This window comes from Streptomyces sp. CB01580, assembly GCF_001905795.1.
Taxonomy (GTDB): domain Bacteria; phylum Actinomycetota; class Actinomycetes; order Streptomycetales; family Streptomycetaceae; genus Streptomyces.
On sequence record NZ_LIXJ01000030.1, the window covers coordinates 73,037 to 94,266 of the forward strand.

Annotated in this window: 13 protein-coding genes and 4 pseudogenes; 9 read left to right on the forward strand and 8 right to left on the reverse strand. The window is 67.4% G+C overall.

The features are described from left to right. Positions 1-38: 38 nt before the first annotated feature. The 4 genes from AMK22_RS30840 to AMK22_RS30860 all read left to right on the forward strand — a co-directional run bounded on the left by AMK22_RS30840 (position 39) and on the right by AMK22_RS30860 (position 6,589). Complete coding sequence (locus AMK22_RS30840) at positions 39-458, forward strand: SRPBCC family protein (RefSeq protein WP_073790426.1); 420 nt, start codon at positions 39-41, stop codon at positions 456-458. Positions 459-2,046: 1,588 nt separating this feature from the next. Next, on the forward strand, positions 2,047-3,186 hold the full coding sequence (locus AMK22_RS30850) for a hypothetical protein (protein ID WP_143203611.1): 1,140 nt from the start codon (positions 2,047-2,049) through the stop codon (positions 3,184-3,186). A gap of 999 nt (positions 3,187-4,185) precedes the next feature. Next, the gene (locus AMK22_RS38745) at positions 4,186-4,809 is read left to right on the forward strand and encodes a lasso peptide biosynthesis B2 protein (protein ID WP_242434209.1); all 624 of its coding nucleotides are present in this window, start codon (positions 4,186-4,188) and stop codon (positions 4,807-4,809) included. A 1-nt stretch (position 4,810) separates the two neighbouring features. Further along, positions 4,811-6,589 (forward strand): asparagine synthase-related protein, encoded by a 1,779-nt coding sequence (locus AMK22_RS30860; protein WP_073790430.1) that lies wholly within the window; start codon positions 4,811-4,813, stop codon positions 6,587-6,589. 205 nt (positions 6,590-6,794) lie between these two features. Here AMK22_RS30860 and AMK22_RS30865 read toward each other — a convergent pair whose 3' ends face one another. Continuing rightward, on the reverse strand, positions 6,795-8,096 hold the full coding sequence (locus AMK22_RS30865) for a hypothetical protein (RefSeq protein ID WP_079186490.1): 1,302 nt from the start codon (positions 8,094-8,096) through the stop codon (positions 6,795-6,797). Between the two features lie 576 nt (positions 8,097-8,672). Next, positions 8,673-9,749, reverse strand: a complete 1,077-nt coding sequence (locus AMK22_RS30870) for a M4 family metallopeptidase (RefSeq protein WP_073790431.1) — start codon at positions 9,747-9,749, stop codon at positions 8,673-8,675. A gap of 287 nt (positions 9,750-10,036) precedes the next feature. On the opposite strand from AMK22_RS30870, the gene AMK22_RS30875 reads away from it, so the two are divergent. The 4 genes and pseudogenes from AMK22_RS30875 to AMK22_RS41320 form a co-directional block, all read left to right on the forward strand. Next, positions 10,037-10,960 carry a hypothetical protein gene (locus AMK22_RS30875; RefSeq protein WP_143203612.1) on the forward strand — a complete coding sequence of 308 codons (924 nt, stop codon included), beginning with the start codon at positions 10,037-10,039 and terminating at the stop codon, positions 10,958-10,960. A 510-nt stretch (positions 10,961-11,470) separates the two neighbouring features. Then, positions 11,471-12,163 carry a transglycosylase SLT domain-containing protein gene (locus AMK22_RS40245; protein WP_073790435.1) on the forward strand — a complete coding sequence of 231 codons (693 nt, stop codon included), beginning with the start codon at positions 11,471-11,473 and terminating at the stop codon, positions 12,161-12,163. A 38-nt stretch (positions 12,164-12,201) separates the two neighbouring features. After that, a pseudogene (locus AMK22_RS41315) lies at positions 12,202-12,444 on the forward strand (peptidoglycan-binding protein); the annotation flags it as partial. A gap of 108 nt (positions 12,445-12,552) precedes the next feature. Continuing rightward, positions 12,553-12,837 (forward strand): annotated as a pseudogene (locus AMK22_RS41320) (M23 family metallopeptidase); the annotation flags it as partial. A 12-nt stretch (positions 12,838-12,849) separates the two neighbouring features. Here AMK22_RS41320 and AMK22_RS30895 read toward each other — a convergent pair. From AMK22_RS30895 to AMK22_RS30925, 5 genes are all read right to left on the reverse strand, one after another. Beyond that, entirely contained in the window at positions 12,850-13,983 is a 1,134-nt protein-coding gene (locus tag AMK22_RS30895) for a DUF2235 domain-containing protein (RefSeq protein ID WP_073790437.1), read from the reverse strand. Between the two features lie 187 nt (positions 13,984-14,170). Beyond that, the gene (locus AMK22_RS30900; RefSeq protein WP_073790489.1) at positions 14,171-15,061 is read right to left on the reverse strand and encodes a DUF6424 family protein; all 891 of its coding nucleotides are present in this window, start codon (positions 15,059-15,061) and stop codon (positions 14,171-14,173) included. 754 nt (positions 15,062-15,815) lie between these two features. Continuing rightward, the gene (locus AMK22_RS30910; RefSeq protein WP_143203613.1) at positions 15,816-16,832 is read right to left on the reverse strand and encodes a hypothetical protein; all 1,017 of its coding nucleotides are present in this window, start codon (positions 16,830-16,832) and stop codon (positions 15,816-15,818) included. 712 nt (positions 16,833-17,544) lie between these two features. Then, positions 17,545-18,045 carry a hypothetical protein gene (locus AMK22_RS41325; protein WP_242434212.1) on the reverse strand — a complete coding sequence of 167 codons (501 nt, stop codon included), beginning with the start codon at positions 18,043-18,045 and terminating at the stop codon, positions 17,545-17,547. Next, complete coding sequence (locus AMK22_RS30925) at positions 18,039-19,985, reverse strand: Mu transposase C-terminal domain-containing protein (RefSeq protein ID WP_443333330.1); 1,947 nt, start codon at positions 19,983-19,985, stop codon at positions 18,039-18,041. The genes AMK22_RS41325 and AMK22_RS30925 overlap by 7 nt, the downstream gene beginning before the upstream one ends. Positions 19,986-20,110: 125 nt before the next feature. Between AMK22_RS30925 and AMK22_RS30930 the strand changes: the two are divergent. Then, positions 20,111-20,416: pseudogene (locus AMK22_RS30930) on the forward strand (DDE-type integrase/transposase/recombinase); the annotation flags it as partial. A gap of 51 nt (positions 20,417-20,467) precedes the next feature. Here AMK22_RS30930 and AMK22_RS30935 read toward each other — a convergent pair. Further along, positions 20,468-21,070, reverse strand: a pseudogene (locus AMK22_RS30935) (TnsA-like heteromeric transposase endonuclease subunit); the annotation flags it as partial. Positions 21,071-21,230: the final 160 nt, after the last annotated feature.

Here is a 21,230-nt window from a genome sequence, read left to right on the forward strand (position 1 = left end):
AAAACCCCACCACAGCACCAGGATCCAGGAGAAAGATCATGGCTTCCACCTCCGTCAGCCGCATCGTGCCCGCCTCCCCGGACAAGGTCTGGAGCCTCATCGGCGGCTTCGACGCCCTGCCCGACTGGCTCCCCTACATCCCCGAGAGCACCCCGCTCGAAGGCGGTCGGGTCCGTCGGCTGAAGAACCCGAACGGCGAGGTCATCATCGAGCGCCTCGTGGACTTCAACGACGCCGAGCGCCACTACAGCTACGCCATCCTCCAGGCCCCCTTCCCCGTCAACGGCTACGTCTCCACCATCCGGGTCCACACCGTTCCCGGCCGCGACGACATCGCCGAGGTCCAGTGGTCCGGCCGCTTCAACCCCGACAACGCCACCGACGACGAAGTCGTCGACCTCTTCACCGGCATCTACCGCGACGGTCTCGACGCACTCCACAACACACTGTCCAACTGAGACGCCGGGCCGGCCGCAACGCGTCGCCGTGGTCACACCGTCGTTGACCATCACGATGCGCCGGGCAGCCGGGCACCCCGTCGCCAGGATGACGGCCGTCGCGCTGCTCCAGGCCCTCGCGCCGTCTCACGCACCAGGACCTCGACCGTCCGCCCTGCGCGAATGCGCGTGCACGCCCCCGCACCCCGCCGTACACCCGCGACCACGACGCCCCCAACCCCGGCCCGCTCCCGCACCGGACCTACGCTGAACTGGTCGGCGGGCCGCTGGACGGACTGCTGCTGGACATCACGGACTGGGCGGACCGACGAAGTCGACGGCGCAGCCCTGCCCACCGAACTCGGACAGTTCCCCGGAGGGCCGGTCACTGTACGACCCGGGGCCCCGTAGACCTCGACCGCCGGGCCCGGGTGCGAGCTGCCGTCTTTTTACCACTCCGGTGACACTCCCTGACCGCTCACGGTGTCTCGTGATCGCTGTCGTAGGGGCTTCGCGGGCGAGGACCCTGTCGAGGTCTTCCAGGGCGCGCGGGGAACATGACGAAGCCCTTCCCCCGGTGCAGGGAAGGGCTTCGTGAGTGAGCGCCGGGCAGGCCTTGCACCTGCATTTCCCCGCAGGAAACGGGGCGTCGTTCCTTGGACCACCAACGCAGCGTCAGCCGCCGTGAGACGAAGGTCCGGCCGGAGCAGAACCGGGTCGTCTCAGCCGCCATCAAGTCGGCGGCCGGGGGCGTCCGCTCCCAAAGGCCCGCGCACAGCGCCGCCGCCAGGCCGCGGGAATCGAGGCAGCCGCGCTGCGCCGGGCCCGTGCGGAGCGTGCGGCGAGGGAGGCCGGGACGGCGGTCCCGGTCCCGCGGGCGGCGCCGCGGGGAGAACCGCGTGAGGGGAGCAGCCGAGTGGAAGGCGCCGCAGGTGGTGCTCGTCAAATCGATGCCGGACCTGTGCCACGCCCGCGTTCCGCTGAACTTCGTTCGCCAGGTCTTCCAGGTTCTGACGATCCGGCGCAGCCGGACCTGCCGCGTGAGGCGCGCCTACCCCAGGGGAGTCACGGGGGTGCTGACGGTCGACACGGTCAGGCTACCGGCGATGGGGAACATCAGCGGTGCCGTCGTCGCAGATCACGGTCAGGGGCTCGGTGCCGTTGCGGCTGGTGGTGGTCGTGCGCCAACCTCTCGTACGCGGCGCCGGACAGAACCCAGGGTGCCGTCGTCCTTCCCGTACTCCGCAGTCTTGGGCCGGATGCCTTTCATTGCGATCAGCACACCGATGAAAGAGCGGCCGGACAGAGTGATCCGCAGCCGGTCGTGTCCGACCAAAGAGGCATGGACCAGGGCATCGAGGCGTATCCCGGCAGGCATCACCGCCACGGCGTTCAGCTTCCTGGACGTCTATGGGCGGCGTGGGGCAGGGTGGCAGGCTGTCACGGGTGACGGAGTGGACGCGCCTCAAATTGCCCTGGGGACCCGAGAGCAAGCAGGTCGGGCCGCTCACGTCCGCGGCCCACGCCCTGCGGTGCGAACCGCTCAGGTGCTCGGCCCCAGCCCTGCCACCTTCGTCCGCGCGACAACACACTGAAGCGAGGTCCTCCTGTGCGTACCCACCCACTCCGAAGGCTGGGCCGGTATCTCCTCAGCCGTGAGGGAACGGGAACACTCCTCATCGCCACCAGTTCCGCCGTGGCCCTGGGCGTCGTCCCGAACATGATCGAGAAACTCAAGGACTCGGTCTGGACCTTCCTGGCCGCCTTCGTCGCGGCCATCCTCGGGGTCCTTCTGGGATGGACCATGCTCCAGAAACGAGGCGCGGGTGTCGTCGTCCAGTTGTTTCCCCACCTACAGGAGAGCCGTCTGGAGTTGATGAAGAACTGCTCTCGCGCACAACACGACAGCACCCTCCTCCTGGACCGCCGTCAGTTGCGGCCCGCCGGCCGCACTCTGCCGCTCCCGGAGCTCCTCGACCTCACCGCCACCTTCATCGATGCCCGTGTGATCGAGCAACGAGGCCCCAACCTCGCTCCCGGGCACGACCCCTCGAGTGCTGTGTCCCTCTACCCCCTCGTGCCCCTCCGCGACGGATTCCTGCTCGGCCGCCGGCTCTCCTACGAGCACCACGACCTCACGATCATGTATCTGAACGGCAGTGTCGCCGTCCCTGGCGTCGTTCTCTCCCCACAGCTCCGCGCACCGCTCGCTGCGGACGAGCGAGCACATGCCGAAACCGTTCTCCATCCTGTCCCCGACCCCTCCAACCCTCCCCCCTTTCAGGCGTGTCCTGTCGAGCACCAGCACCACCTCGCTCTGATCGTGCGTCTCAGCCCGGCAGAAGGAATGACCAGCACAGCCCGCGCATTCGCCCGGACCGGATCCGTCCGCTGGCCCACGACCAGCCGCCACACCGGTTACGTCTTCGACTCGGATGACCCTGAGGCGCCCGGCACCCCCTGCGGCACTCACTTCACCATCGAGGCCAGGATCGACCGCCTGCCGCCGGATCAGAGCACCTTCGAAGCGGTCACCAAATACATCCACGAGGTCTGGCGCACCGCCAGAGCTTCCTGGGCGGAAACCTGCAGTTCCGGCAACATCGAGACACGCCTCTTCATCATGGGGCCCACCCCCATCGCCATCGCCCTCGGCTGGCTCACCGCCCGCGACATCATCGACGTCGTCCACCACGAGCTACGCCTCGTCAACTCCCCGCCTCCGGTTCCGGACCCGGAAATCCGCTGATGCCTTCTCGTTGGACCGACTGCCCCGATCGAGACGGCCCGCATCCGCGCCGCCGTCAGGCCGCGACGACCGAAGCCGCCGCCGAGAACCAAACCGCGAGGGCAGCAGCCGAGTTCCTTGCGACGCCCTACTCAGCAGCTTCCAACAGGACGCGCCGGTCCTGGACGAGCTGCTGCCGGCGGGCGCAGACGGTATCCGGGCCGTCAAGCCAGGGGGGACGGGTGGGCAGGGGCAGGCGGGCCATGAAGTGGGCGATGTCGGTGAAGTAGGCGAAGTCGCCGGACGCGGTGAGCGCACGCAGGCGGCCGATGGTGGCGACCTCGTGGTGCGGGTGTCTTCTCGGGTTGCGGGGTAATCGGGGGAGGGTAGCTTGGAGTTGATCGGTACTGCCTGTTTCTGGAGGTAGGCGATGTTTCTCCGATTGCTGCGCCGGCGTGTGCCGTGTGGGCTTGTTCTCCTTGGTAACGGCCGTCTGATCCGGGGTTTCAGCGGTGGTTTTTATGACGGTCATGGGTACCAGTCCTGACATCGTCCCCGCGTCAGGCCGAGTCTGCTGCGGGAACGGCGTCAGGCCGACCTTGGAGGATGTGCGGTGGCAGANTCCGGGCCGTCAAGCCAGGGGGGACGGGTGGGCAGGGGCAGGCGGGCCATGAAGTGGGCGATGTCGGTGAAGTAGGCGAAGTCGCCGGACGCGGTGAGCGCACGCAGGCGGCCGATGGTGGCGACCTCGTGGTGCGGGTGTCTTCTCGGGTTGCGGGGTAATCGGGGGAGGGTAGCTTGGAGTTGATCGGTACTGCCTGTTTCTGGAGGTAGGCGATGTTTCTCCGATTGCTGCGCCGGCGTGTGCCGTGTGGGCTTGTTCTCCTTGGTAACGGCCGTCTGATCCGGGGTTTCAGCGGTGGTTTTTATGACGGTCATGGGTACCAGTCCTGACATCGTCCCCGCGTCAGGCCGAGTCTGCTGCGGGAACGGCGTCAGGCCGACCTTGGAGGATGTGCGGTGGCAGAGGATACCGATGCCCTGGTGGCGATGACGCGGATCCTGTCACCGTATTGCCGTGTCACCAGGATGTCCGACGGAGCGCTGATCGCGGACTGGCGGCGTACACGTTTTCTTGGAGTGCCGTCGGCGGACGTCGGGAAGTTCGCCGATGGTGTTTCTGAGGAGCGCGCTGAAATCGTTACCGGTCTCATCCGTGCCGGGTGTGCGACGTCCCGTGGGAGGCAGCAGTCGGACATCGCGGTCGGGCTCTGGCTGCGTGGTGCGTACCTGCTGATTCGGGCCATGGGGTTCGGGCGCGCGCTTCGGCTCCTGTCGTTGGCGGCCCCGGAATACGCCCGTGCGGACCCTGCGGTCACGGAGGACGTCGAACGGCTGAAACGGGCAGTGCAGTCACACGGTCGCAGGAGCTGGTTGGTCAACGACGACTGCAAGGCCGAGGCCGTGACGGCTTTCGTCCTGCTGCGGCGGCGTGGTTTGAAGGCCGTACTTCATGTCGGTGTACGCGAGCACCCGTTCGCTCTGCACGCCTGGACGTCTTCGGCAGGCCTGTGCATTCCTGATGCCGATCCGCGCGGGCACAGGTTCGTGCCGGTTCTCTCGGTCGGCGGCGGAGGGCAGTGAGGTGGAGGCACTCCGCCTCGAGTGGGTCGGGGGTGTCCCGAACCTCTGGACAGCGGGGGACATGGCGCGGCAGGGGCTCGTGACGACGGTTTCTTCACGGGCCGGGACTGCGGTGGTCGTCGGCTGGGCCGGCTCCGTTGGTGAGCGTGTGGCGGGGGCGCGAGGCATCCTTGAGGACTGGGGCCGGCCGCAAGCGGCACCGTGTCTGCCGGCCGGCGACTATGCGGCCGTCCTGGTGTGCCGCGACCGCATCCTGCTGATGCGGGACGGGCATGCACGCATTCCCTTGTTCTTCAGGGAATCCGGTGGCCGTGTCACCGCGGTGAGTACCTCGGCGCGCCGGCTGGGCGGGGGAGCAGAGCTGGAACGGCGCTACTTCTGCCGGTACCTGACCGGGAACATGGCGCAACCCCACTCGGAACTCACCCCCTTCGCCGGGGTGCACCGAATACTCGGCGGCGAGGTGGTGGAACTCTCGGTCACGGGGCAGATGCGTGGCCGGGTGCTGCGACATGTCCGTCAGGTCCACGGTCCGTCGGTACGGACAGCGGACGGACCCGGCCTCGGCGGGGCCGCGAAGGACCTGCGTCTCGCATTGGAGCACGCTGTCGGGCGCCGTTTGGGCAGGGCGACGGCATGCCATGTTTCCGGCGGCACCGACTCCACCAGCGTCGCGCTGCTGGCGGCACGTCTGCAGGCCGCGGGACAGGGCCGTCCCCGGGACCTCGTCCTGCTCGCCGGGCGCTTCGCAAGGGGAGAACTCGCCGCCGAACAGCCTTATATGGACGAGGCGATGGCAGAGATCCGCCGGTACGCGCCCGCAGCCCGCCCGGTGATCGTCGATGTCGACGACGTGGCCGACTTCGACGACTTCCAGCACCACGCGGGAGACCCGGACGAGCCTCATGCGCACGCCTTCCGCGCCCCGTTCTGGAGCAGGCTTCATGCCGCTGCGGCGGATCTGGGCTGCGATACCCTCCTGACCGGCTGTGGGGCCGAGCCGATTGCGGACGCCAACCCGCTTCACCTGCACAGGCTGGCCCGCACGGGACAGCTCCGGCTGATGACGAGGCAGGCACGTGACTGGGCCGTGGGCAGCGAGCGGGGCTTGTGGGACGTCGTCTTCGCCTACGTGGTGCGGCCGGCTTTTCCGCTGGCCGCGGAACGGGTGACAGCGTTTGTCCGTCGCCGCGGAACGGTGCTCGGTGGCCTCGGCAGCTTCGTCCGCCCCCGATGGCTGCGTTCCGGGTTCGCGTGGGCTCACGGCTTTTGCGAGGCCGGCATCGCCGAGAGCCGTTTCGTGTTCGGGCGTGAGCCCGAGCAGTCCCTCTACGAGGCCGCGAATTACATTGCCGCTCCCGACCCGCTGTCCTGGCACCGCGCACGGCAGGACGGGTTCTTCCTCTCGCACCCCTTCCTCGACCCGGAGGTCATCGCGGTGATGCGCCGCCTCCCTGCCGAGGCCGCGTTCGATCCGGGCCGTCCGAAGGCGGTGCTGCGCGAGGCGATGGCGGATCTGCTCCCGCCCCGGATCGGCGGCCGGGTCGTCAAGGTCCCCTTCAACCAGCTCTACGCCCGCGGCCTGCGGACACACGGCGACGAGCTCATCGACCTCTGCCGCTCCGCGAGGCATCCGCTGGTCGCGGAGATGTTCGATGTCGAGATGCTGTGCCGGGCAGTGAGGGAGGCGCGGTTCGGCATAGGGGACTCCTATTCCTGGGACCGCGTGAACAGTTCTCTCGCTCTCGTGGTGTGGCTGGAGCGATTGGGCCAGCACTAAGGGCTGTCCCGTAATCCCCGGCGGGCGCGCGACGACACCTACGGCACCTCGCCGCGTTGTCGGAATATCAGAATACGTCCAGTATGCGAACGTCCCTCCGCCTTGCGATGCACCGCACCTGACGCCGCGCACTGAGCCACCAGGGATTACGGGACAGCCCTTAGCGGTTGGACGAGCACTCCCGCGCGCCGTGCAATCATGCCGGTCATCGCTGGTTCTTGATGTCCCAGAGCGTCCGTTCGATGGGACCCGTTTCGGCGGTGACCAGGCCGTACCGGTTCAACATCTTGCGGATTTCTGCCCCGGACAGGATGCGGTCTTCCTCACCGTTTCGCGTGATGGATTCCGTCAGGCCCGCACCATGCGTGCCGAACTGCCAATAGACAGTGACGTAGCGGGGGTCCATCGTATGCTGGTCAATGGCATTGTTCTCGTACACCCGGCCGCGGGAGACGACGGAGTCGAGGTTCTTGTTCTCCTTGACCCACTGGGGCACCTTGCCGCCACCCCAGGAATACCCCGTCACCTGGATCTGCTCCAGACTGAGCCGGTCCTTGCGCGCCAAATGCGCAGAAGCATAGAGCGCCAACTGGTCATACGGCGTATCCATGGGCAGTTGCACAACCGTCTGGGTGACGAACGCGTCGTTCGCCTCGATCCAGTTTCCGGCAGGCACCCATGGCTGCGCCAACACCAGCTGTCCGGGCTGGTAGACCTCCCTTCGGGAGAGCGGGTGCTGTATCTGGAAATCACGGAACGTCTTGGCGTCTGCACGCCACTGCTCGCGGAGCCGGTCGGTCTGACTGAGCGACACCCGCTCACCCATGGCATGGAATTCGGTACCGAGAACGAAAAAGCCCACATCGCTGTGGTTCTCGATCCTGATATCGACCGGTACGGCGAATTCTGTACGGTCCTTACTCAGCACAGGCTTTCCCACGGCGATACTGACGAGGGGCCTGGCACCGTGCTGGGACGGCTGGTAGAGGTGCTCGTAGCCGAAATTGGCCATCGCGAGACCCGAGGAGACGACCAGCGCCGCGGCAACCCGCTTCGGAGCAGGGATTACGACCGATGTCCGCCACACCGTGAAGACAGCCCACGCGGAACCAGCCGTGAGCAGGCTGTACAGCACCCGGTAAAGCGTGGAATCGCCGTCCCTGAATGTCTCGAGCAGGATCATGGCGTTGGCCAACAAAGCCGCGACCGTGGCGATCAGCGCGACCATCCCGGAATAGGGGAAGCTGCTCCGGCACCAGTGGTCCACGACCGCGGCAGCGCCCAGCAACGAGAGGGCCGAGATGAGAATGAGGATGGCACCGGTGATGCGCCCCGAGTAGGTCAGGGCCCCGCTGAGGTCTTCGATGCCCCACCAACCCAGCAGCAGCGCCGTCGGGAGCAGGACCAGCAGGACCAATACCACGGCAGCCGGTGACCGCCTGGTGCCCGTTGTGATCAGTGGCGCCCGCAGGTGCGAGCCGGCGCCGGCCCCGGGGGGAGTTTTCACGTGATCATCTCCGGACGCCGCAGACCGTCCACCAGGCGCTGACGGTGACCGCGACCGGAACCCACACCCAAGCCGACCGCGAAGAGTCTCGCCGGCAGGCACCGGCCTACGCCCACTGGACCCACGGGGTTCTCCTTCGACCGTCACTGCGGCACTGCACGGGCGCAGCGCCGTCCGGCGAGCGACTGCCGGGCTTCCTGCCGCATGTATCGCGCGGCGGCGTCGCGCAGCCTCCGGTCCCCGCAGCGGGCCAGGAGACCTGGTGCTGCGCCGGGACTCGAGGCGGCGGCGTCGCGCAGCGTCCGGTGCCCGCAGCGGACCAGGAGACCTGGTGCGCTGCGGGGACTCGAGCACCATCGTCCCTGGTGATCATTCGGATCACCATCCGGATGCCGCCGGACGGCCTACACGCACGAGTCCCCTTCGGCCTCGGACAGGAGGTTCGCCGTCGTCGATGCTGCGGCGAACGAGGAACTCGCGCCGGTCCTCGTCGGCGGGAACGAGTGCCCAGCCGCAGGTGCCAAAGCCTTGTGCCGATCCGTGCAGGCGCTCAGTTCTCCTGGCACACCGGCTGACTCAGCCCGCGGGTACGCCGACCGCATCCCACGCCTGGAGTACCGCATCGTGCGCCTGTGGCCCGTAGGCATCGGCGGCGCCCGCCGTCAGTCGTGCGAAGGACGTGAAGTCGGCGTCGCTGGCGAGCGTGCCACCGGTGAGCACGTCGTACCAGATACGGCCGGCGCGATCCCAAGCGTGGCCGCCGAGCTGAGTCGCGGCGAGGTAGAAAGCGTGGTTGGGGATGCCCGAGTTGATGTGCACGCCGCCGTTGTCGGCGAAGGTGTGCACATAGCCGTTCATGTGGGCGGGCTGTGGATCCTTGCCGAGCTCGTCGTCGTTGTACGCGGTGCCGGGCGCCTTCATCGAGCGCAGCGCGACGCCCTGTACTCCGGGGCGCAGCAGTTCCTCTCCGATCAGCCAGTTTGCTTCCTCGGCCGATTCGTCCTTGGCGTACTGCTCGACCAGGGACCCGAATACGTCGGACACATGCTCGTTCAGGGCTCCGGACTGGCCCACGTATGCCAGGTTGGCGGTGTACTGGGTGACGCCGTGGGTGAGCTCGTGGCCGATGACGTCGGGGGACTGGGTGAAGTCGCCGAAGATGTGCCCGTCCCCGTCGCCGAAGACCATCTGCTCGCCGTCCCAGAAGGCATTGTCGTAGTCCCGGCGGTAGTGAACGCTGGCATCCAGTGGGAGGCCGGCCCCGTCGATGGAGAAGCGGGACAGGGTCTGCAGATAGAAGTCGAAGGTGGCTCCAAGACCGTCGTAGGCGTGATTGACCGAGGCGTCCGGTACGTCGGCCTCGCCCTCTGCGCGTATGCGTCTGCCGGGCAACTCCTGCCGGTGCTCGACATCGCAGATGGTGCGCTCGGAGTGGTCGGGGCCGTGCGCCGGCGGGGCGGCGGTCGGGTTGATCTCGGTCGTCAGCCTGCGTTGGACGCGTTGTGCCGCGTCGAGCGCAAGGGTGCGGCGGGCAGGATCGTGCACGGCCGGGTCCTCGGTGCGGGCCAGCCGGTTGAGCAGATGCGGTGGCACGATCGCACACGGCGTCGTGGCCACGGACCTGAGCGAGGAGCCTCGGATGTCGTCGGTCATGGGATGTGCTCCGATCGGTGCGGATGGCGGCAGCGCACTTCATCCGCCTGACGCTCGCGCCTGTGTACGCACCTCGAGAAGGTCCGGTGAAAACTGTGCTGCCGGCGTCGGACGCCGCTACGAGCCGTCGACGCCGGCAACGGACAAGGCGCTGCCACCGTGGTGCTGGACACGAATACAGTCAAGGGGAACGACGTGATCCACTGCCTGAAGAGAACGCACGTCCGCCTCGCGCCGCGGCGCAAGGACGTCTTCATGTCGAAGTCGGCCAAATTACTATGCCGGGCATGGAGTTCTCTCCCCTGGAGGAGAAGACGCTTCCGATTTCAACGGGCGATCCATACGCGCACGTGCTATGGCATCAGTTTCCGCCTGTCATCAGAGGCCCGCAACTCAACATTCAGCAGCTTGGGCCGCAGCCCGTCGCTGCAGCCAGGTCTCACCGAGAGGGCGGCATTGACCTCGGAGCCGACACCGAGGCCAATGCCGGGGCGCGTTGGCACAGCTCGATGTTGGGATTCCGGAGAAGGCTCCACCGCGTGAGACATTCTCCGGTCGCGCGACCAGGCCGGATCGGGCATTCTGCTGACATGCCCGAGATATGGATGCCGCAGGCCATCAAGGCGGACCTCGGCGATCACGCGCCGTGTGACCCGGGGTTTCCACCGAAGGCAATCGCACACATCACCGCGGACAGGAACGCCACCACGGCAGCCCCACAGGATCTCGTGCCCTTCGCCCGCCTCCAAAACTTCTTCACCCACGGCGGAAAGGGAATGGCGCCGCATATCCTGTGGGATCCCTTCACCGGCACGTTCGCCCAGTTCTTCCCGGCCACCTCCCGCAGCAAAGCGCTCCAAGATGCGCCCGGTGGTACGCGCACCAACCGCGCCGGCGAAGTCGTTCTCCAGATCGAAGCCCTCTTCTTCCCGCACTGCCGTGCCGACGGCCGAGTGTGCACCCGACTGACCGACACCCCCTGCAAGGGATGGAGCGAACTCAACGCATGGGTGCGCTCCTGGGGGGTGCCGGACACCTGGCCCATGGGCCGTCCGACCGCCTTCGTCTCGGACCGCTCACCGCACGTCTGGAGTTCCCGGGGCGGCTGGTACGCGCACGCCCATGTCCCGGAGAACAACCACGTCGACCCCGGATCCTGGCCCGCGTTCGTGCAGGAACAGATGGGCGAACCCGGGCGCAGGACCCGCTGACCGCCCGGAGTCCGAGCCGCGTCCCGGTCCGTCCCTCTTCCGAGCCGGACAGAGACCGCCGATCACCGCCGCGACGCACCGTCGGCTCGTGGCCGAGGGCTGCGACCAGTACCGGTTGCAGCATCGCCGTGTGTGTGGGCGGGTGACGCAAGGTCCTGCACCGCCCGGCAGAAGAAGCCGGGCCGCTCCGGCTGCGCCGCCAACAGCATCCCTGGCAACGCGAGCCGGGACAGACTGCGCGTCCCCAACATCTGACGGCAGTCTCCACCAGGGCCCCGCGGCGCACTCGGTGCGTTGACCCGTTTGCGGGACAGGCCCAGTCGGCGCACGCTGGAATCGGAGCGCAACAGCATCGCGGAGAAGGAAAATCTCGCGCAGAGCCCCCGTACGTGGACGCTGTGCGAAGCCAGACCGGCTGCACGACCGGCGCTGTGCGAAGCCTGACCGGCTGCATGACCGGGGCTGCGCGAAGCATGACCGGGACCGGCCTCCAAGCCGAGGAGGAGCACCATGGTCTCACTTTCGAACGTGCGGTTCGGCAAGACCAACAACGACGTAAAGGCCTTGCAGAGCGCACTGATCGAAGCCGGTTTCAATATACCTTCAGAAGCCACAGGCCTGTTCGGCCCGCAGACGAAATCCGCCTATGCCGCATGGCAGCGGTCGATCGGCCTCCATGGCTCGGATGCGGACGGATTTCCCGGCTGCACCTCCCTGAGGAAACTCGGTGCCACAGCTGGGTTCAGCGTGGATTGCCGGCATGCCGGGTCTATCGCCAAGAGTTCCGTCCTGTGCACAAAGAATTCCGGAATCAGTAAGGACAGAGGCACCGCCCGCATGTTTGCGTTGGAGGCGTGCGAGCGAACAGACGCCCCGACGGAATGGGTCACCGGGGTCGGTAATGACGCGAATCTGCTCACCCTCATACAGCGGGAGTCGGGCTTCGACGCCAACGCGGTGAATCAGAAAGACATGAACGCCACAGGGCCGCGGCAGGTGGACGGAGCAAGACTCAACTGCTCCCGCGGGTATGCGCAAGTGATTCCTGGCACCTTCGCCGAAAATCACCAGGCAGGTACGACGAACCGGATCTATGACCCGGTTGCCAACGTCGCAGCTGCCATCAACTATATCTGGCGGAGATACGGAGACATCTCACGGGTCCAGCAGGCAAATCCGCACCTCCCGCCCCACCCCTATTGAGCCCTATTGAGCTCTGTTGAGGAGGAGAGAGAGCCATGCCTGCGCAAGAGCCTTTCCCCGGAGCTGCCTTCTTCCACATAGGCCGACGCAGTCCGATCATCACTGCCATGGGGAAACGCCTCGTCGCGGAAGGGTGCGGGAAGTACACGACGGGCCCAGGCCCCGAGTGGACCGACACCGACCGCCAGTCCTACGCCGCCTGGCAGCGCAAGATCCACCTCTTGGGGGATGACGCCGACGGCATACCCGGCCAGGAGTCCTGGGACCGGCTCCACGTCCCGGCGACGAGTGGTACGGGAGGGCACGTCTCCTCTCCCGTACCAGGACACACAGTGACAACCGCCTACCACAAGCGGGGACCCCACTGGAGTCTGGGCTACCACACGGGCGCGGACTACGCCGCCCCGGAGGGAACGTCCTGCGTCGCCGTCCGCAGCGGTTTTGTTCGCGTCGGACAGGACGGCAGCTTCGGCAACTACCTGGTGCTGAGATCAGGCGCATTCGACTACTGGTACTGCCACCTCTCCCATCGGGACGTCACCCGTGGTTCCGTCCGGGCCGGGCAACGGGTCGCTGAAGTCGGCTCGACCGGCAACACCACCGGACCCCACCTGCACTTCGAAAAACGCCCGGCCGGTGGTCGTTTCGGGTCCGACGTGACTCCCAGTTGGTGACGTCCGGCGTCCTCAGCCGTCCTGCTGCCGGGCGGGCTTGGTCCAATCCGGGTCCACCCAGCGCCGTGGCTCGGCCGGATCGGGCAGGTCCGTACGGCGCTTACGGTACTTGGGGTCTCGCTCCAGGCGGAGCCGGACGCTTGCGTGCAGCACGGCCTGCTCGGGCACGCGGCGCGAGCGCCGACCGACCAGGATCCAGAACGGGCCATTGTGATGGATGGCCGCGTCGGCGAACTCCTCGGTCACCGCACATGCCTCGGCATATGCGCCGGGGCGGAAGACCAGATCCTGGCACACTTCATCAGTGATCCACTTGAGCGTGATCGTCGAGAGCAGGGCATCGCCCTTCTCATGGGCGAAAGTGCCGCCGACATCGGAGTGGACACCGGCGAACCACACCTCCTGCGCCGTGTCGTGCAGCGGCTCCGGCCGGCTTTTGACCAGGAACTCGCGGAAGGGGCGACGCTTCTCGTCGAGGGAAACAGCGTGCCGGATACGAGCGGCATTGGGGAGTTGATGGGTGTAGGGCCACTGCAGATTGCCCAGGCGGAGGATACCCGCCGCCTTCACCGTGTCCCAGACACCGAGATAGGCGACCGGCAGCGCGTAATGGGAGACCTGCCGCGGATCGTTGCGTTTGACCGCCGCCCACAGCGGCTCGCGGTCGGTGCGCCGACAGAAGGCGTGCGAGAACCGGGCCACCTCCCGCTCGCTCTTGTCGATGTCCTGGTTGAAGGCATACTTGGCCACCGCGTAAGGGACGAGATTCTCCGAGCCAGCACGCATGAGTCCGGGCTTGTTGAGCATCCCGACCAGCGCACGGGCGGTATAAGCGCCGCGGCTGAATCCGAAGACATACACAAGATCGCCGGGCTCCCAGTTCCGCATCAAGCACGTGTACGCCTCTGCCAGGTTGGTCCTCAGCCCCGTACCGAAAGCGAGACCGCACACACGAGACAGCCAGCGGTCGACCGGACCGCGGGCGGCGGCCGACGACATGGTGCCGACACCGGGGTCGTAATACAGGAGCTGGCGCGACGGGTCGTCCGCCTCCAGCATTTCGAACAGCCGCACCACGTTGGTGGGATGGCCGGCACCGACCTGATCGCCCGTCCCGTCGAGGCAGATGACGATCCTGCGTGGCATATCGACTCCTCGTCCCACGGACCCAAGGGCTGCCCCGTCATCCGTGGCGTATCAGCGCGCGGCGTCAGATGTAGTGCATCGCAAGACGGAGAGGTGCCCGCATACTGGACGTATATGGGCGCTCCGACAACGCGGCGAAGTGCCACAGGATCTCGTCGAGCGCCCGTCAGCGAGCACAAGACAGCCCTCAGCGGGATCCTCGGCCGTTCCCACGCGCCCGGCCCGCAGCCAAATGGCCCGCCGCGGTGCGTCGCCCACGGCCGATCTGCCCGGCGAACGCCTGGAGCGCGGCGGAACTGTTCGGCGGCAGCACCGCCATCAGCCCCTGCTCCTGCGCCTCCGCCACCGCCTCCGCCGCCCTGCTGCCCTCAGGGACATGCACCAGGCGGACGTGTCCGTCCCCGGAACCCCGCCGGTCCACCGGACAAACGGCGCCATGGGTACCGTCGGGCAGCGTCACCCACAGCTGGAAGTCGTCGTACCGGACGAAGTCCGCCCCCTTGACGGGCCAGGGATAGTGGTGCTCACCAGGCACCTTGGGCAGAATCCCCTGGTGGTTGCCGTGACTCATGGGCACGCACGCGTTGAACAACGAGTCGGTCCACGCCTCCACACCGTCCGCGTCCTTGATCGGGGCGCGCAGCAGTGCGTCGGCCTCCTCGTATCCCAGCCCGGCGAGCGCCGGCAATGTCAGCGGGAAAGCATCGATGAGTTCGGCCGCCTCCTGCCTGAGCCGGTCGACCTTCACCGGCTCAGCGCAGAACTGCATGCTCCACTCGATGCCCACCCGCGCCCGGTACATCCGCCAGCCACCCGCTCCCCTGACCCAGAGGCTGCCTCCGTGATGCATCTCCCAGTGCTCGGAGCCGGCGGGCCGGGACCCGTACGGCAGATCCGTGTCACTCATCTCGTCGAGAATCTTGTGCACCGTCTTCTTCGCGGCGCGGAAGAACGACGACTCGAAGCGCTCGGGGTGCTCGACCAGCCGAATCTTCCAGGGATGGTTCTCCGACTCGATCCCGCCGGGCTTGAGCGAGTCGGCAATCGGGGACGATGCAAGGGAACCGGATCGGGCCATGTCCGACCTCCACGTGCCGACCGCGGTCCGTGTCCGGCCCACGGTGCCGAGTGCCCCTGTCTTCATCGTCCGCCCGGGCTCGGAGGTACGCCAACCCGAGCAGCCGACGAACAGAAGGTCGTCGGTCCAAGCAGAACAGATCAAGAGGCCTGCCGCTGCCGACCGTGTCGATCACTTCCTGGAGCACCGCGCGCGGAGGCATCGTCGACCACGCCCGCCAGCGGCGTTGCACGTGACCCAAACACGCCGGCTGCGCCACGGACGGCGCGAAGGGCCGGGGCCAGGCGAACTGGTTGAGCACGCCGGCCCCGCTTCTCCCCGCCCCCTAACAGATCCGACAGCACGGATGCCGTCGAACCGGACGCAGCCACCCGCGCAGCACGCCCCGACGGCATGGTGCGGCGCCCACCCAGCCCGGACCAACCGATCACGTCCGGAAAACGGACGGCATCCGAGGACAAACCAGGGCGCGCACGCAGCCGCCACGAGCAGTGCCCGAGCTCAACCGGGAAGACCAATCGAGTACCTCGGGAAGCCGGTCGACAGACAGGACGACCGCTCCGCCGGCCTGCCTGATCGGCGCCCGTACACCAGTCGGCCATGCCCCCCGGGGCGAGAAGGCGCGGAGCGGCACGGGGCGCCGCGACGGGCATCGGCGCACGCCGGCCGGCGCCATGGGATGCACCACCGGCGATCTTCGATTACACCTGATCGTAGTCTTCTTGACGTGAACACAGACCAAAAGATGTCGCCACTACGAATTCTCGTCACTCTCGAAACCCCGTTCCGGGCCGCGCATTTTTCCCAAGACCTTGTTTCCTTGAGTGTCAACCATTCGCGTAACAGATTCCTGCGCGATTCCAAAAATTACCGCCCAGGCGGCAATCTGGGCGGTGGAATCCAAATTCGAGAGACCAGGAACGACTCGACCATTGATAAGCACTATCCCGAACAGGGCCGACAGCGCCCCGACGGGGAGCCTCAGGAGGATGAGCATGGCGGGTATCGAATACGGAGTGTTCGTGCCTTGAATCTTTCTGATCGCGAGTGAGCTCGCCAAGGCTGCCGCGCCGGCACCAAACCCCTCCACAAGCAAGGCATCGATTCTGCTTGCGTCCCTACCCGTTGGGCAAACCTGCCCGGCGGGGGGACTGAAGCAAAGGAAAGCAGAAATCGTCGAGTTACCCTTGAAATTCCAGACGATGAACAGCGCGGCTACGATGCTGGTGGCTATGACAGCAGCCAGCAAGACATTACGGAAGCTCCGGGCCTGGGCTCTCTCCACTTCCTCCGCTTCGTGTGCGGCAAGCAGGGTGACGACGGCCAGCTCTTTCAGATCCGGCCCCATTTCCTGACCGTTGTTCTTCAAACGGTCTTCCAACGCCACCAGCCTGGGATCGTTCGGCCCGAGGTGCTGCCTGGCCTGAGCGAGGACAACGGTCCCAGCCCATTTCAGCTCGCCTTCATCCTCAGGCACCAGCTTGAGAAGCTTCACTTCAGCCTTGTGCACATTGGAGTATGCCCGGTCGATGCGAGAGCCGGTCACCATTGAAACGGGACTGCTCCAACCTCCGGCCGCATTTCGCGCCACCGCCAGATGGGTTTTTATCTTCTCTGCGATCTTCCGGTCGCCGGACGAGAGATCAGATACCCTTTCCCTCCTGTTAAGCAGTGCCTGGAGATGGGCTACGTGCGCGGTGATGCGCTGCGCCCAGGATGACTTTCCTTCTCCAGCCACGTCATTATCGGAGTCAGGTTCTCCCTTTGCCATAGCACCATTGGAAGCTTTGAGACGGAATGAGGCCACTGAAATGGGGCCGTCAGAGTGGCACAACGCTGGATCCCCGGCAACGAGCGCCCGGCTGCGCCTTTTGAGACGTCCGAGCTGAACCCGGCGGCGGGGCACGGCTCCACGACGGACACCTGGTCGGTGGAAGGGTCGGTCACATAGAGCCGTTAGCCGACCCCCACCAGGAGCCAGGCAGACACCATGAGCGGCCGCCTACAGCCGGATTCGCTCACCGGTCTCCGCCAGCGTCCATGGGTCGACCACGGCCAGACTGCGCTCTGCGGGCAGCGTGGTGCGACGGTGCCGGTGGCTCGGGTCTGATTCATCACAGCGATCGCGGTTCGCAGCACCTGTCGATCCGCTATGGCGAACGACTGCTGGAAGCCGGCGCGACCGCGTTGGCCGGCTCCATTGTCGACTTGGCGATCGCGTCGGTCCTCTGGCAGCCGGTTGATCGATAACGCTGGGGGTGGTTGGTTGCGGTGGTGGGTGGTTTGTGAGCTGGGGTGTTGATGATTGGTTGAGAACGGTTTCGGGGTGGTTTTGAGGGTGTGGGATGGGGGTCTGGCCTGGGGTTGTTGCAGTTTCGTTGAGACAGGGCGCGGGAGGTCGCGGATAAGCCCCTGCGTCTAATGGCACCGACCGTATTTTCACTGGTCAGGACTGTTCTGCCTGGTCAGCGTGATGGAAGGGGTCAGGGCCGTCGTGTACGGGAACGGGGACGGGTTGGTGCCGGGGTGGGGCGGTGATGGGTTTCGGCGAGGTGGTCGAGCTGGACGCTGTCGAGGTGGCAGGTGCGTCCGACGTGGAGGAGCGCGGTGGTCTTCCCGGCCGCCGCCGGGCCGGTGACGATCAGAGAAGGACGAGCAGTCACGGTCTGGTGGCGGCCCAGGATCATCAGGGTACGGACGCTGGTGGCGAGGGTGTCGATGACCGGGGTGCGGAGGGTGACGAACGCGGAGTGGTAGGCCAGGCGTTCTTCCGTGCTGCGTGGCGGGGCACCGGGCCCGGGAGGCACGGGCGGTGGTGTGGTGGCGAAGTGCTGCCAGCCCTGCCACGTAGTCACCGGCCTGCCGGCGCTGCCCGCTTCGAGGACAACCCCCGCAGCCCCCTGCCCGGCCCCGCTGCCCATGTGTTCGTCACGGGTACCGACAGGGCGACTGCCCCGGGCCGTGGACGCCTTGGTGTTCACCATTTCAGGGCCTCCGCACGGGCGTCGTACAGCCCGTACCCGGTATACGGCACGTCCGGCGAGCCGTCGTCCTCACCGGTGTCCTGGCCCGGGAGCGACGGCTCATACGGCGTGTCGTCGAGATCGTCGAGGCTGTCGTCGTCTGTTCCGGGAACCGTCTCATCGGCACCCTGGTCCGGGTGCTGCAGGCCGTCTGGGGCCCGCTGCGCGGGCAGGGGCATCCGCACAGGGGCGGTGCGGGTGATCAGGTGCTGTTCGGCGGGGGTGGCATGCCCGGTACGGGCCCGGCGCAGGAGCTGGTCGAGGGCGTCGGCGAGGCCGGCCTCGTACCGGTCGGGGTCCAGGTGGTGGGTGACGGTGGTGCGGACGTACTGCCAGGTGCGGTCGTTGAACGGGTGGTGGGCGTGGTCGCGGTGAATCCACGGGATCTCGGCGAGTTGTCCGTCAGGGAGCCGTACCCAGATCTGGCGGACATCGTGCGGGTTGATGCGGACTTCCCATTTCCCGCCGCGGGCCGCTACTTCGGACTCCTGGCCCCGGTAGGGGCCCAGCAGATCACAGTCGTAGGTGCGGTGATGGACACGGATGCCGCGCTCGGTGATGGCCTGCCACCGCACCGGCAGCAACTCCAGATAATCACTGCCGCTCAAAGGGATTGGCACGTACCCGGCGACCGAGACCAGCGCCGCCCACACCTGGTTCGGCGTCAGCGCCGCCCGGGGAAGTACGGGGTGGCGCAGTCCTTCGTGCGGGCGGTGGTGCCAGTGCACGAGCCATTCGCCGAGAAGGTCCTGCAGCTGGGCGACGGTATAGCACGCCTCGCGTTCGACATCTCTGCCGCGGCGGGTGACGTCGGAACCGGTGTAGCCGGGCAGATGCTGGCAGAACAGGGAGTTGATCGACCCGAAGATGCGCTCCACGATGCTCTTGGCGGTCGGGGCGAACGGCGGAGCCGCCTGCACGCTGATCCCGAGCGTCTCACAGGCGGCGGTGAACACCTGCGACAGGAACACTTTCCCGCGGTCCACAACGATCGTCTCCGGCATCACGACCGGCCGGGCGGCCGCCCCTTGAAGCCGCTCGTCCAGCGACCGCAGCCGATCGCCCGCAAACAGCCTGGCGTGGGTGAAGCGCAGGGCCTCAGGCCACGCGGGCCTCGCCGGGTGCGGTACAGCCATCTCCGCGAGCAGCAGCGCCGCGTCCACGGCCTGCGTCCCGCCCGGACACAGCACCGCCGCCAGGATCGCCCGCGTGGCCACATCGACGGCGATCGTGAGCTCGGGCCGCCCCAGCGTCCCGTCGTCGAACAGCGCGAGGACATCCAGACGGGTCGTGTCGATCCGGACCTGCTCCCCGGGCCGCAGGGCCACAGTCGGGGTCATAGCGCGCCCGTCTTCCGTGATCGGCGGATTTCGGACCGGCCGCGCAGGGTGGTCGGCCGGGTGGGCGAGCTGATGGACGAGCCGGTAAAAAGTGGCCTGCGCGGGCATGGGCACCGCGTCTCCATACCGGTCCTTGAGAAGTCGCGCGACCAGCGGCATCAGCGCCTTGACGGTGCCTTTGGAACGCCCCCGCTGCCCGCGCAGCACGTCCTTGATCGCGGTGACGACCCGCTCGTCCTGCCAACCGCCACGGCCCTTCGGGCCGCGGGTGGTGCGGTGGTCGACCAACCCCCATAGCCCCTGTTTACGGTAGGCGAGCCGCATGCGCTGCACCGTCGCCCGCGACACCCGCCCGAACCTCAGCGCGGTCAGCTCCTGCGCTTTGGCCTGCTCCCGCTGAGCCAGCGTGAACCGATCCGGGTCGTACTCCGGCCGCACCGCCCCGCCACTGCCGACCCCACCGGGAAGGCCGCATTCCACTTCCCTGATGTGCCGCAGCCAGGCCAGCGCCATCTCCCGCGCCGCGGCCGGCGCCGTTTCGAACAGCCCCCACTGCGGCACCGCCTGAACCGGCTGCTCCGCGCCCCGGCCGCTTCGGACGTGGACGCCCCAGCAGCCCGCCGTCCGGGCGGCAGCACGCCCTCCGCCCGAACGTCCCCTCGGTCGGCGCCGCAGCCGTCTGGCTGTACCTGTGGCGGGCCGTCGACGCCGACGGCAACGTGCTCGACATCCTTCTCCAGAATCGGCGGGACAAGGCCGCGGCCCGGCGCTTCTTCCGCCGCCTGCTGAAGACGACCTGCTCGGTGCCGCGGGTGGTGGTCACCGACAAGCTCCGTTCCTACGGGGCGGCCCACCGCGAGGTCATGCCCTCCGTCGAACACCGCCCCCACAAGGGCCTCAACAACCGGGCCGACCGTCGCGACCTTGGATGGCGGCGGCCCGTTGATCAGCGCGCCGCCCGTACCCGCAGGGACCATGGAGGAGCGGACCAGGACCCGTTCGTGCAGTGGCACGTCCAGCGCCACGGTCAACTGCCCGTGCCACCAGCCATGAAAGGCGACGGGCAGGACCTCGATCGCGTCGCCGACCGCCTCGACGCCCTCGATCAGCGGCCGTGGCCGCGCGAACGCCTCCAGCACGGCGGCCGTAAGTCCCGGACGGCCCTGGTTGCGAGGGTGCCGGTAGCCGGCCAGCCACTTCAGGTTCGCCACCAGCGTCTTCTCCAGTGGCTCAAGACGCTGGTAGACGAGCCCTACCTGCGCACACGCCTCCGCGACCCTCTCCGCGGCCTCCAACGCCCGTTCACCGCCGGCTTCCGGGTGGCTGGGACAGTCGGCCAGCAGGCCCGTTCCGTCCGCATAGCGCGCGAAGAGCTGCGGTACCCATGAGCGCACCCGCCCCCGCCCGTCCCGCCACAGCACCCGTACCGGCCGGCCCGCCATGCCGACCACCCGCGGATCACGGTCGAGGACCATCAACTGCACCCGCATCGCGTGCGATCCCGAGGCCACGTGTCGCCCGGTAGTGGCCGACCACCACAGGCCCGGCCCCCACCGGCGGCCCGGCACGACCGGGAACGCCGACACCGGATCCAGCTCCTCGAAAGCCACCGTGACAGCCGCGTCCGCCCACCGCTGCTGCACCATCCGCCCCACCGGATCGAGGAAGACGGCTTCGAACCCCGCCCCGACCGCAATGTCTCGCTGCCCGACCGCCCCTTTCAGGGCCGCCCCTCACGCTCATGCCGCTCATCCATCCCACCTCACCGGTGCCCCCACCACACCGGACACGTTTCACGGGTTCTGA

Bases quoted from the DNA above. Each gene is read 5' to 3' on its own strand.
- AMK22_RS30840 (WP_073790426.1), top strand. From the start codon at position 39: ATGGCTTCCACCTCCGTCAGCCGCATCGTGCCCGCCTCCCCGGACAAG.
- AMK22_RS30870 (WP_073790431.1), bottom strand. From the start codon at position 9,749: ATGACCGACGACATCCGAGGCTCCTCGCTCAGGTCCGTGGCCACGACG.
- AMK22_RS30875 (WP_143203612.1), top strand. From the start codon at position 10,037: ATGGAGTTCTCTCCCCTGGAGGAGAAGACGCTTCCGATTTCAACGGGC.
- AMK22_RS40245 (WP_073790435.1), top strand. From the start codon at position 11,471: ATGGTCTCACTTTCGAACGTGCGGTTCGGCAAGACCAACAACGACGTA.
- AMK22_RS30895 (WP_073790437.1), bottom strand. From the start codon at position 13,983: ATGCCACGCAGGATCGTCATCTGCCTCGACGGGACGGGCGATCAGGTC.
- AMK22_RS30900 (WP_073790489.1), bottom strand. From the start codon at position 15,061: ATGGCCCGATCCGGTTCCCTTGCATCGTCCCCGATTGCCGACTCGCTC.
- AMK22_RS30910 (WP_143203613.1), bottom strand. From the start codon at position 16,832: ATGGCAAAGGGAGAACCTGACTCCGATAATGACGTGGCTGGAGAAGGA.
- AMK22_RS41325 (WP_242434212.1), bottom strand. From the start codon at position 18,045: ATGGTGAACACCAAGGCGTCCACGGCCCGGGGCAGTCGCCCTGTCGGT.